The sequence below is a fragment of the Streptomyces sp. NPDC048197 genome (assembly GCF_043202395.1).
GTDB classification, from domain to species: domain Bacteria; phylum Actinomycetota; class Actinomycetes; order Streptomycetales; family Streptomycetaceae; genus Streptomyces; species Streptomyces siderophoricus.
In genome coordinates this window covers 178,547-190,040 of the sequence record NZ_JBIDAJ010000005.1, presented here as the reverse complement: position 1 = coordinate 190,040, position 11,494 = coordinate 178,547, and the positions used below count along the sequence as shown (strand labels likewise).

Below are 11,494 nucleotides of genomic sequence, written 5' to 3'. Positions count from 1 at the left end.
AGACCTTGTCAGTTTCCTATGCCTTTGGAGGAACAGGGATGGCCGCGACGGATCAGGTGCTGGTGACCGGTGTCGGTGCGATGACGCCCTTGGGCGGTGACGCGCCGTCGACCTGGTCGAGCCTGCTGGCGGGAATGTCCGGCGTGCGGGCCCTGAACGAGGAGTGGGCCGTGGACCTCCCGGTCCACATCGCCGCCGGGCTTTCCGACGACCCGGCGGCCGCGCTGCCCCGGGCGGAGGCCCGGAAGCTGGACCGCGTGGAGCAGATCGCCCTGGTCAGCTCCCGGGAAGCCTGGCAGGACGCCGGCGCCCCGGACGTCGACCCGGTACGGCTCGCCGTCGTCATCGGCACCGGGACCGGCGGCATGCTGACCACCCTCGGCCAGGACGACCTCTTCGAGAAGTCCGGCCCCCGCCGGCTCTCGCCGTTCGCCGTCCCGATGCTCATGCCCAACGGCCCTGCCGCCTGGGTGAGCATGGACCTCGGCGCCAAGGGCGGCGCCCGCACCCCGGTCAGCGCCTGCGCCTCGGGCGCCGAAGCACTGGCCATGGCGCTGGACCTGATACGTGCCGACCGGGCGGACGTGGTGGTCGCCGGCGGGGTGGAGGCATGCCTGCACCCCTTCCCCCTCGCCGCCTTCGCCCAGATGAAGGCCCTCTCGCCGCAGCGCGAGCACCCCGACTCCGTCTCCCGGCCCTTCGACGAGGCCCGCAGCGGCTTCGTCATGGGCGAGGGCGGATGCCTGATGGTGCTGGAGCGCGCCGAGTTCGCCCGCGCCCGGCGGGCCCGCACCTACGGCACGCTGGCCGGGGCCGGCATCGGTTCGAGCGCGGACCACATCACCGCCTCCAACACGGAGGGCCAGGTCCACGCCATCGGCGCCGCGCTACGGGACGCCGGGGTGAGCCCCCGGGACATCGGCCATGTGCATGCGCACGCCACCTCCACCGAGTCCGGCGATCTGGCCGAGGCACGGGCCATCGGGCTCGCCGTCGGGGACCACGCCCCGGTCACCGCGACCAAGTCGATGACCGGTCATATGCTCGGCGCCTCCGGCGCGGTGGGTGCCCTGTCGGCGCTGCTCACCCTCCGGGACGGCGTCGCACCCGCCGTACGCAACCTCGAACGCCTTGATCCCCGCGTGGAGTTGGACGTGGTGCGCGGCGAGAACCGCACCGGCCGGTGGCACGCCGCGCTCGCCAACTCCTTCGGCTTCGGCGGTCACAACGTCAGTCTCGTGTTCACCGACTGAGCCACCGGTCGACAGCCCGGCGGATTCCTCCCCTGCCGTCCCGTCCGGGATCACCGGGTGCCAGAAGGGCGGCCGCGCCGGGTGACCACCAGGATGGCCATATCGTCCGTACGCTCGCCCTCGGTCCAGCGCCCGACGTCCTCCGTCAGGACCTCCACCAGCTCCTCGGGGCCGTCGAACCGCCGGTGCAGACGCTCCGAGGAGACCGGGTCGTAGAACGTCCCGCGGCCGTCCCGCGCCTCGGTGACGCCGTCGGTCACCAGCAGCAGCGAGGCCCCCGGGGGCAGCCGCACCACATCGACCGGTACGGAACCGGCCGGCGCGAGCTCCCCCAGCCCCACCCCGAGGGGCAGTTGCGGGGCGGCCGGGTCGAGCCGCACGATCCGGCCGCCGTGCACCAGGTACGGCGGTGGATGCCCGCGGTTCACCAGGCTCAGCGCCTCACCGTCGGCGGAGACCTCGGCCAGCACGGCCGTGGTGAAGCCCTCCGTCGAGATGACCGGGCCGCTCCGGGCCGCCTCCCTGGCCAGCGCCTCGTCCATCCGCTGCGACAGCGCGGCCAGGGTGGGGCAGTACTCGGCCTCCTGGCGGAACGCCCCGATGGCGACCGACACCGCGGCGACGGCCGCGAGCCCCTTGCCCCGCACATCCCCGATGATCATCCGCACCCCGAACGGCGTCTCCTGCACCGCGAAGAGATCGCCGCCGATCCGCGCCTCGGCCTGCGCCGCCGTGTACCCCGCGGCCACGGCCACCGGGCCGACCTCCCGCGGAGGGTCCGGCAGCACCGCCCGCTGGGCCGCCTCCGCGACGTCCCTGGCCCGCGCCAGATCGAGCCCCTGCCGCACGATGAGCCGGTTGACCACCAGGGCCAGTACCCCGATCAGCCCGACCACCGCCAGATCGACCAGCAACGGCGTCGCCGGGCGTTCCCGTTCGACGTCCACCGCCACCGAGACCACGCAGGTGACGCACACGACGGCGCACGCGGCGCGGAAGGACAGCGTGGCGCCCGCGATGAGCGGGGCGGCGGCCAGCAGCGGAAGCCCCGTGTACGGCTCGGGCGCCAAGAGATCCAGCAGCACGCCGACCACCAGGACCAGCGCCGCGAGCATCCACGGCACCTTCGTCAGCGTGGGTTGCAGGACGTTCACCGCGTCTCTCCTGCTGCCGGGCCGCGCTCGCGAACCGGAGGGTACGGGCCCGCTGCCCGGGTGTGGACGGGCCGGGCCCTCCTCCCGGGCAGGCTCCCTCATTCCGGCAGACGGCGCATCTCCTCGACGCGTAGGCCGAGGTCCTGGAAACGGGCGAGGAGCCCGTACAGGTGGGCCTCGTCCGTGACCGTGCCGAAGAACAGCGTCTCCCGGCGGGCCGGTTCCGTCCGCAGTTCGGGGAACGCCTCGGACAGGAGACGCGAAACGTCGCCGGTCACACGGAATTCGTAGCGCATGGTCGTGTTGCTCCCCACCGCTGGGGCACCTTCAGCAGCAGCGTGCGGCCGGCGGCGGCCGACGCCACCACCCGGAACAGGTGGGACCCGGGCGGACGGCCCGGCGTCAGAGCACGTGCAGTTCCCTGGCCCGGTCCACCGCGTCCCGGCGCCGGGAGACGCCCAGCTTGCGGTAGACGCTGCGCAGGTGGGTCTTGACGGTGTTGACGGAGAGGCGGAGCTCGTCGGCGATCTCGTCGGCGGTCATCATCCGCTGCACACACCCGAGCACCTCGCGTTCCCGGCTGCTGAGGGGAGGCACCGGGCAGGAGAGGGCCGCGCCGCCCCGTGCGGTGAGCCAGGCACCCCGGGCCGGCGCGGCGGCCGTGCCGTCGATGCCGCCCAGCAGATGGCGCAGCCAGGGGCCGGCCTCGGTGAAGGGCCGGCGCAGCCGCTCGGGCCGGGCGGCGTCCAGCGCGTCGACGAGCAGATGCTGAGCGGTCGTCCGGTCGTCCGCCAATACGGCGGCATGGGCGCGGACGAGCTGGGCGGCCACCCGGTCCGGCAGGCTCAACCCGGGGGAGCGGCAGGCACGGTCCAGCAGCCGTCGGGCCCGGTCCGGGTGCCCGGCGACGAGGTGGGCGCCGGCCAGGGCGATGAGGGGGGCCGGCCCGTCGGCGGGGACGTCGTGCACGGCGGCGACGGCGGCCCGGTGGTCCCCGCGGGCCAGTGCCACGACCGCGCGGGTGAGGGCGAGCCGCTGGGCGGGCCACCGCTCGCCGACGGCTCCCGGACCGGGGAGCGCGCCGAGGGCCGCCTCCCAGCGCCCGCAGGACAGTTCCAGCCGGGCGCGCAGCACGGCCGCCTCGGCGGCCAGGACCGGGTCGTCGGGTACGTCGGGGCAGGCCAGGGCCTGTTCGAGGCGGCGGCGGGCGGCCTCGCGGTCCTCGCGTTCGTCCCGTTCGAGCGCGACCACGGCCAGGGCGAGACAGCCGGCCCCCGAGCACTGGTCCGCGCCGACGCCCTGACCCTCGGTGAGGGCCAGGGCCCGCAGTGCATGGTCCTCCGCGGACGTCAGGGCGCCCTCGGTGCTCTCGGCCAGCGCGAGCAGGCCCAGCGCCCGGTGGCGCAACGGCAGGGTCGCTTCGGTCGTACAGGCGTCGACGGCCTCGGCGCAAAGGCGGCGGGCCTCGCCGAGACGACCGGCACCGAGGAACGCCCGGGCGAGCCCGTGCAGCCGCAGCGCCTCGACCTCGGGATGCGCCCGGACCAGCCCGACCGATAGCTGCCGCTGCAGGTCCGAGACGGCCCGGGCGGCTTCCTCGGCCGCCCTGAGCCATCGGCCGTCCCCGCCGTCGCCGTTGCCGCCTACGTCGCCGTTGCCGCCTACGTCGCCGTTGCCGCGTCCGCCGCCGCGTGGGCCGTGCCCGTCGAACTGTCCGTGCTCGTCCCGCTCGCCGTCGCCCGGCCCGCACAGCAGCCGGAGGAGCATGTGGGTGAGCGCGACCTCCGGGTCCGGCTGCGTGTCCTTACGGGGGTGCGGGTGGGGCCCGGACGGGCGTCGCTCGCCCCTCTCCCGTTCGGCCACGGCGAGGTACGTACGGCAGCCGGCGCGGTCCTGTTGTGCCAGCCGGCAGGCGGCGGCCACCAGGGCCGGTTCGGCTCCCGGCTCGGAGGACGGCATACCGGCGAAGGCGCCCGCCACCCGCTCGGCCTCCGGCGTGCCGAGCAGGGCCCCGACCAGCAGCTGACGGAGGGCGAGCGAGGCGGCGTACGGCCAGTCCCCGGCCTGCGCGGCGTGCTCCAGCGCCTCCGTGACGCAGCCCGCCCCGGCGAGCCAGCGGGCGGCACGGGAATGGAGGTGCGGGGCGAGACCGGGATGCCGGATCCGCAGCTGGGTGCGGAGCACCTCCGCGAACAGGGGGTGGACCCGGCACCAGGTGGTACCGGGCACGGGCTCGACGAAGGCGTTCTCACGCGTGAGCCGGGCCAGGATCGCCTCCGCGTCACCGCCGCCGCCCAGGGCGTTCGCCAGGTCCGGGTGGAGGCGGTCGAGCACACTGGTGCGCAGCAGCAGTTCCGTGGTGGCGGCGGGCTGGGCGTCGAGCACCTCCGCGAGCAGATAGCCGGAGACGGCCTGCTCGGAGCTGACCAACGAGCGGACGAAGGCGGCCGGATCGTCGGTCCGGCCCATGGCCAGGGCGCACAACCGCAGCCCGGCGGCCCATCCCTCGGTGCGCCGGGTGAGGGCCTGTACGACGTCGTCCGGCGGTCGCAGATCGTGCCGCCGCAGCAGCACGGCCACCTCGTGCGGAGTGAAGGCCAGGTCGGCACCCCGGATCTCCGTGAGCCGGTCCTCGGCCCGGTAGCGGTGGAGCGGAAGCAAGGGCTCGACACGGCTGGTGACGACCAGTCGCCACAGCGGCCCGGCGTGTTCGAGGAGGAACTCCAGACCGGCCGGGACGCGCCGGCCCGCCACCTTCTCGAAACCGTCGAGGACGAGGACCACGGGCGCGGGCAGCCGCTCCGTCGCGGCGGCGAGCCGGGTCAGCAGAGAGGTGCCGGCGTCGCCGGGGGCGGACGGCATACCGATACCTTCGGGCAGCCGGGGCAGGGCCCGCCGCAGGGCCTCCACGACGTAAGCCCAGAAGACGCCCGGCGTGCGGTCGTACGTGTCCAGCGTCAGCCAGGCAACCGGACCAGGGGGCCCGTCGCCCCGCGCCCAGGCGGCGGCGAGCGTCGTCTTTCCGGTGCCGGCCGGGCCGGTGATCAGGGTCAGCGGCCCGGCCGCGCCCGCGCTCAGCCCGTCGAGCAGCCGGTGCCTGGCGACGTGCGCCCGCGGGGCGGCGGGCACCGTCAGCTTGGCGTCGAGCAGGGGATCGCCGGACCAGGGCAGGGTCGTCCGCGCACCGGTGTCCGGGAGCGCGTGTCCGGTCGAAGCCATCCGATCACCACCGTGCGACGGGCCGCGGCCCCGCCTCGGCACCCGGGCCCGGCTGCCTCGGCGAACGCGGCCCCGTCGGGTCACTGCCCGCCCGTCATGTCCCTGCACCTCCATCTTCGCCACCGCCGCCCGGTGATCGCACGACGGCTGCGCAGTGGCCCTGGCCGGGCGGGTGACACGCCACGTGGCCGGCCGACCGTCGGGCCCGGGCGGCTCTATGGTGTGATCAAGAGTCGCTCACCCCTCGTCGGGGAGCACCGGAACGCGGAGAGGTGCAGGCGTGCAGCGATGGCGGGCCTTGATCGTGCTCGGGACGGCGCAGTTCCTGATGGTGCTGGACACCTCGGTGATGAACGTCTCCATCAGCAGGCTGGTCGAGGACTTCGACACCGAGGTCACCGCGATCCAGGCCGTCATCACGCTCTACACACTGGTCATGGCAGCCTTCATGATCACGGGTGGGAAGCTCGGCGACGCCTTCGGGCGCCGCCGGACCTTCACCGTGGGACTGATCGTCTACGCGGTCGGCTCCGCCCTCACCTCGCTGGCGCCGTCGCTGTGGGTGCTGGCCCTGGGCTGGTCGGTGATCGAGGGACTCGGTGCCACGCTCGTCCTCCCGGCCCTCGCGGCGCTCGTCGCCGGCGCGTACCGGGGCCGGGACCGGTCGGTCGCCTACGGCGTCATCGGCGGCCTGGCCGGAGCCGGCATCGCGGTGGGGCCGCTGCTCGGCGGCTGGGTGACGACCTATCTGACCTGGCGGCTGGTGTTCGCCGGTGAGGTCGTGCTGGTCGTCGCCATGCTGTGCGTGATCCGGTGGATCCCGGACGCCCCGCCGAGGCCGCGCACCGAACTGGACGCAGGGGGCGTCGCGCTGTCCGCGGCCGGGCTCGCCCTCGTCGTCCTGGGCGTGCTGCAGAGCAGCTCCTGGGGATGGCTGAAACCGCGCAACCCGCCCTTCCTCCTGTTCGGCTTCGCCCCGACCCTGTTCGTCATCGCCGCCGGAGCCGCCGTGCTGTGGCTGTTCTGCTGCTGGGAGCGGCGACAACCGGAACACGGGCGGAACCCACTGGTCCGGCTGTCCCTCTTCGGCGTCCCGCCGCTGCGCTCCGGCCTGACCATGCTGCTCTGCCAGAACCTCGTGCTGCTCGGTCTGTTCTTCGTCATCCCGCTGTACCTCCAGGTCGTCCAGGGCCTCAACGCCTTCGAGACCGGAGTCCGCCTGCTGCCGGTGTCGGTCGCCATGCTGCTGTCCGCCATGAGCGGCCCGCTCCTCGGCCGGGTCGCGGCACCGCGCACGGTGGTGCGGTGCGGCCTCCTCGTGCTCGTCGTGGCGGCCGGGTGGCTCCTCGCGACGATCGAGCCCCGGATCGACAACCTCTCCTTCGGCCTGGCGATGGCCGTCCTCGGCCTGGGCATGGGACTGCTCGCCTCGCAACTCGGCAACATCGTGCAGTCCAGCGTCGGGGAGGCCGAACGCAGCGAAGCGGGCGGGCTGCAGTACACCGCGCAGAACCTCGGGTCGTCCCTCGGCACCGCGCTCATCGGATCCCTGCTGATCGGCGCCCTGGTCAGTGCCTTCACCACGCAGATCGAGAACAACCCGAAGATCTCCCAGGCGGCACGTCACCAGGCGGGCATCGCCATGGAGGCCGGGGTCAGCTTCGTGAGCACGGACCAGGTGCGCGCGGCGGCGGAACGCGCCGCGCTGCCGCCGTCCGAGACCGATGCGCTGGTCGACTCCTACGCCACGGCGCAGCTGAACAGCCTCAAGGCCGCCGTCCTGGCAGCCGCGGCCATCCCGCTCGCCGCCTTCCCGTTCACCCGCCGGCTGCCCGCCGAGCGACCGGCCAAGGAGGCCGCCCGCTCAGCCGGCGGCTGACCCACGGCCGGCAGGAAGGGCGAGGGTGCCCAGCCGCCGCAAGTCCAGCCGCGGCCGGGCCGGCGGGACGCCCGGACGGTCCCGGGGCACCCGCACCCGCAGCGCGGCCGGCTCCGAGAGGCAGCGCACGGGGGTGGGGAGCTCCAGAGACTCGCCGTCGACCCCGACGCTCACCGCCGGCCGGTCGGCGTCGACCACGAGCGCCTCGGCGGTCAGCGAGACCAGCCCTTGCGCATGCCGGCCGCGCAGCAGACCGGCCGCCTGGACCGCGCTGTCGACCGTCACGCTCAGCATGCCCAGCACACCCCCGTCGAGCCGGTCACGACGGCCCAGCCCGGCGCGGTCACCGACCCGGTACGGGTTGTTGCTGACCAGTACGGCCTGAGGGCCGTCGACACGGACGTCGCCGGCGCTGACCGACAGCCGCGGCCCGTGCTGATGGGTCAGTACATCGGGCAGCAGCCGCAGCAGCGTGCCGACCTTGTCGTCGCGGTACGCCGGGCTCTGCACGACCTCGGCGTACGCACCGAAGGAGGCGTTGTTGACGAAGGCCCGTCCCCCGACCCGCCCGAGGTCCACCCGAACCTCCACCCCGTCGGTCAGCGCCGCGAGACTCTGCGACGGGTCGTCCCGATCGAGCCCCAGATCCAGCGCGAAGTGGTTGCGCGTCCCGGCCGGGATCACCACGAACGGCACGTCGTGCTCCGCCGCAACGGCCGCCACCAGCGCCTGCGTCCCGTCACCGCCCGCCACCCCGAGCAGGTCGGCACCACGGGCGAGGGCGTCGCGGGCGAGCCCGGCCACGTCCCCGTGGCGGGCGGCGTCGAGCAGCAGCACCTCCGCGCCCAGCGCCTCCGCCTTCTCCCGCAGCCCGAAACGCCCCACCTTGCCCCCACCGGAGCGCGGATTCATCAGGAGGCAGGCACGCTCGGGCGGGGGGACCGGACGGCCGGGGGACGCCCGTGCGACGGCGTCCGCCCGCAGCGCGGCCCAGCCCGCGGCAGCGGCCAGCAGCCACAGCCCCAACGAGACCAGCACGAGCCAGAGCAGGCGCGCCGCCACATACGACACGAGCACCGCCACCGGCGCCAACAGGGCCAGGAGCAGCGCCACACCGCGCGCCACACCCCGGCGGGACAGCGCCCACCAGCCGGCCGCCGCCGAAACCGCCAGCCCCGCCATCCCCATGGCCACCAGCACCAGGCTCCGCAGTCCCGCCACGGACAGCAGGAGCACCGTCGCGCCGACCCCCGCCACGATCGCCAGCCGCGCGCTCCAGCGCTGCCCTGCCCGCCCGGGCGTGACGACACCTCTCATGGCCTCTCCTGGGCTCGTGGCACCTCCACACGGCAGCTGACGGCCGGTGTTCGTAGCCCCATGGTGGCGGCCCGGTGCGGCCGCCACCGTCACCCGCAACGGGTGAGGCAGGCCGGGCGGGCGGCCCGCACAGTGGCAGTGCCGCCGGGTGCAGGCCGTACCAGTGGCGGCGGACCGCAGCAGCCGTCCCCCGCCGGGCCACCCCACAGCCCGGACCACACCACGGCCGAGGAGGGGGCCCGGCGCCACGCAGACAGCCAAGGAACTGGAGCCGGATGAACGGCGGCAGACGGACCACCGACGGGTCGCGGCCGGCCCGGCCGGACGACTCGACGATGGTGCAGGCCCAGGCGCTGTTGCCGATGATCTGGGCCGACCCCCAGCACATGCCCGAGCAACTGGCCTTCTTCGCGGTGCGGCGGTTCGGTCCGCGGGCCGCGGCCGCCGTGGAGCGGCGCAAACAGCACAAGCCCGAGGCCGGGGACGCCGAGCTCGCCGGGGACACCATCGCCCACGGAACGCGACTGACCATTGCCGACGGCGCCGCGCTCGGCGGGCCGTTCGTGGTCCTCATGCCGGTCAGTTTCGTGGCCGCCCTGCTCGCCCAGGCCCAGATGGTCCTCGAACTGGCCGCGCTCGCCGGCCAGGACCCCCGCAGCGAACGACGCGTGGCGGACCTGCTGGTCCTGCAGGACGTGTACCCGTCGACCGAGGCCGCCGAGGCCGCGCTGCCCGACGTGCCGCGCCATCCGCAGGGCGGCCGGGGCCGGCTCCCCCGACGGACGCGGTGGTCACTGATCGTCAGGATGGCGGCGATCCTCGGCATCACCGGGGGCGGTGAGAAGCCGGGCAAAGTCCAGCGGGTGATGTCGACGGCCCTGATCGCGGCCCTCTTCCTCGTGGGCATGGTGCTGCCGTTGATCTGGGTGCCCGCACTCGCCTGGTTCTACCGGCAGAACAGCCTGCGGCTCGGCGCGAAAGCCGTGCAGTACTACACCCCGGGGGCCGCCGGGGACCGGGTCCGGCACCGGCGCGGAATCACCCGCGTGCCCCGGGTGGCCGGCATCGCCGCCATCCTGCGCTTCCTCGCCCTCACCGTGGTGCCCTTCCTCGCAGCCGCCGCGGTCGTGCTGGCCGGCGTACGGGTCGTCGGCGGATTCTGGGGGACCGCCCTCCTCGTCCTCGTCGTGGTGTCCTTCCTGGCGGCGGGCGCCTGGTTCGTACGGCACCGGTCACGGCCGGCCGACGCAGGGAGGGACGGGCCGTGAGGACGGACGCATCCCTCCTGACACCGGCAGAACGCGCCGGCTGCGGCAAGGCCGTCCGCGAACGCCTACCGCGCTCGTCCCACGCCGAGTTCCAGCCCGCGCCGGACCGGCCCGACCCGGTCGAGCTCCTCGACCGGCAGAGCGCCGGACGCGTGCCGGACCTCGTGCCGCTCCGCTACGGGCGGATGCTGGAGTCGCCGTTCGCCTTCTACCGCGGCGCCGCCGCCCTCATGGCCGCGGACCTCGGCACCCTCCCGGGCACCGGGATCGTGACCCAACTGTGCGGTGACGCCCACCTGCTGAACTTCGGGCTCTACGCCTCGCCCGAGCGGCAACTGGTCTTCGACGTCAACGACTTCGACGAGACCCTCCCCGGCCCGTGGGAGTGGGACGTCAAACGCCTGGCCGCCAGCATGGCGATCGCCGGCCGTGCCAACGGCTTCGCGGCCGAACAGCGCCGGGACGTCGTCCGGGCCACCGTCCGCTCCTACCGGCGGACGATGCGCGGCTTCGCCGGTATGCGCAACCTCGACGTGTGGTACGCCCGGTCCGGCACCGATGACCTGCGGGTGCTGTTCGCCGACCGGCTCGGCAAGCGAGGACGCCGCCGGCTCGCCCGGACGCTGGAGACCGCGCGCAGCCGGGATCACCTGCAGTCCTTCGAGCGGCTCACCGAGGTCGTCGACGGCACCCGGCGGATAGCCGCCGACCCGCCCCTGATCGTCCCGCTGGGCGACCTGATGACCGGCACCGACCGCGCCGCACTCGAAGGACACCTCCGTCTCCTCGTCGCACGCTACGGCCAGAGCCTCCCCGCCGACCGCCGGCACCTCCTCGGGCAGTTCCGGATGGTCGACGCGGCCCGCAAGGTCGTGGGTGTCGGCAGTGTGGGCACCCGCTGCTGGATCGTGCTGCTGCTCGGCAGGGACGCCGACGACCCCCTGTTCCTGCAGGCCAAGGAGGCCGGCCCGTCGATCCTGGCGCCCTGGACGGACCCGTCGGCGTACGCCAATGAAGGCCAACGCGTGGTGTGCGGGCAGCAGTTGATGCAGGCCGTCAGTGACATCTTCCTCGGCTGGGAACGCGTCATCGGCCTCGACGGGCGTCAACGCGACTTCTACGTACGCCAGTTGCACGACTGGAAGGGTAGCGCCCGCACCGAACGGATGTCGCCCGGCCGGATGCGGCTCTACGGCGAGCTGTGCGGCGCGACACTGGCCCGCGCCCATGCCCGGTCCGGCGACCGGATCGCCATCGCGGCCTACCTGGGCGGCAAGGACGTCTTCGACCGGGCCCTGGCCGAGTTCGCCGAAACCTACGCCGACCAGAACGAGCGCGACTTCCGGGCACTCGCCGAGGCCGTGCACCGCGGCCGGATCACCGCCCGAGGGGACTGACCACCGG

Annotated in this window: 8 protein-coding genes; 4 read left to right on the top strand and 4 right to left on the bottom strand. The window is 74.4% G+C overall.

Features of this window, described 5'->3' with window-relative positions; translation table 11 throughout:
- Positions 1–38: 38 nt before the first annotated feature.
- Complete coding sequence (locus tag ACGF4C_RS09595) at positions 39–1,253, top strand: beta-ketoacyl-[acyl-carrier-protein] synthase family protein (RefSeq protein ID WP_393564751.1); 1,215 nt, start codon at positions 39–41, stop codon at positions 1,251–1,253.
- A 50-nt stretch (positions 1,254–1,303) separates the two neighbouring features.
- Here the strand turns inward: ACGF4C_RS09595 and ACGF4C_RS09590 are convergent, their stop codons facing one another.
- The 3 genes from ACGF4C_RS09590 to ACGF4C_RS09580 form a co-directional block, all read right to left on the bottom strand.
- The gene (locus ACGF4C_RS09590) at positions 1,304–2,386 is read right to left on the bottom strand and encodes a PP2C family protein-serine/threonine phosphatase (protein ID WP_393565014.1); all 1,083 of its coding nucleotides are present in this window, start codon (positions 2,384–2,386) and stop codon (positions 1,304–1,306) included.
- A gap of 119 nt (positions 2,387–2,505) precedes the next feature.
- Positions 2,506–2,703, bottom strand: coding sequence for a hypothetical protein (locus tag ACGF4C_RS09585; protein WP_393565012.1), 198 nt, complete (start codon positions 2,701–2,703; stop codon positions 2,506–2,508).
- 106 nt (positions 2,704–2,809) lie between these two features.
- On the bottom strand, positions 2,810–5,626 hold the full coding sequence (locus tag ACGF4C_RS09580) for a LuxR C-terminal-related transcriptional regulator (RefSeq protein ID WP_393564750.1): 2,817 nt from the start codon (positions 5,624–5,626) through the stop codon (positions 2,810–2,812).
- 280 nt (positions 5,627–5,906) lie between these two features.
- Here ACGF4C_RS09580 and ACGF4C_RS09575 point away from each other — a divergent pair, with 280 nt between their 5' ends.
- Entirely contained in the window at positions 5,907–7,505 is a 1,599-nt protein-coding gene (locus tag ACGF4C_RS09575; RefSeq protein WP_393564748.1) for an MFS transporter, read from the top strand.
- Here ACGF4C_RS09575 and ACGF4C_RS09570 read toward each other — a convergent pair.
- Complete coding sequence (locus ACGF4C_RS09570; protein WP_393564746.1) at positions 7,491–8,822, bottom strand: diacylglycerol/lipid kinase family protein; 1,332 nt, start codon at positions 8,820–8,822, stop codon at positions 7,491–7,493. The two genes, ACGF4C_RS09575 and ACGF4C_RS09570, sit on opposite strands and share 15 nt — an antisense overlap.
- A gap of 275 nt (positions 8,823–9,097) precedes the next feature.
- On the opposite strand from ACGF4C_RS09570, the gene ACGF4C_RS09565 reads away from it, so the two are divergent.
- Together ACGF4C_RS09565 and ACGF4C_RS09560 are read left to right on the top strand one after the other, a co-directional pair.
- Positions 9,098–10,090 carry a hypothetical protein gene (locus ACGF4C_RS09565; RefSeq protein WP_393564745.1) on the top strand — a complete coding sequence of 331 codons (993 nt, stop codon included), beginning with the start codon at positions 9,098–9,100 and terminating at the stop codon, positions 10,088–10,090.
- On the top strand, positions 10,087–11,487 hold the full coding sequence (locus tag ACGF4C_RS09560; RefSeq protein ID WP_393564743.1) for a DUF2252 domain-containing protein: 1,401 nt from the start codon (positions 10,087–10,089) through the stop codon (positions 11,485–11,487). The genes ACGF4C_RS09565 and ACGF4C_RS09560 overlap by 4 nt, the downstream gene beginning before the upstream one ends.
- Positions 11,488–11,494 lie beyond the last annotated feature (7 nt).

Coding starts and splice junctions, on each gene's coding strand:
- ACGF4C_RS09595 (WP_393564751.1), top strand. CDS start 39: ATGGCCGCGACGGATCAGGTGCTGGTGACCGGTGTCGGTGCGATGACG.
- ACGF4C_RS09585 (WP_393565012.1), bottom strand. CDS start 2,703: ATGCGCTACGAATTCCGTGTGACCGGCGACGTTTCGCGTCTCCTGTCC.
- ACGF4C_RS09580 (WP_393564750.1), bottom strand. CDS start 5,626: ATGGCTTCGACCGGACACGCGCTCCCGGACACCGGTGCGCGGACGACC.
- ACGF4C_RS09570 (WP_393564746.1), bottom strand. CDS start 8,822: ATGAGAGGTGTCGTCACGCCCGGGCGGGCAGGGCAGCGCTGGAGCGCG.
- ACGF4C_RS09565 (WP_393564745.1), top strand. CDS start 9,098: ATGAACGGCGGCAGACGGACCACCGACGGGTCGCGGCCGGCCCGGCCG.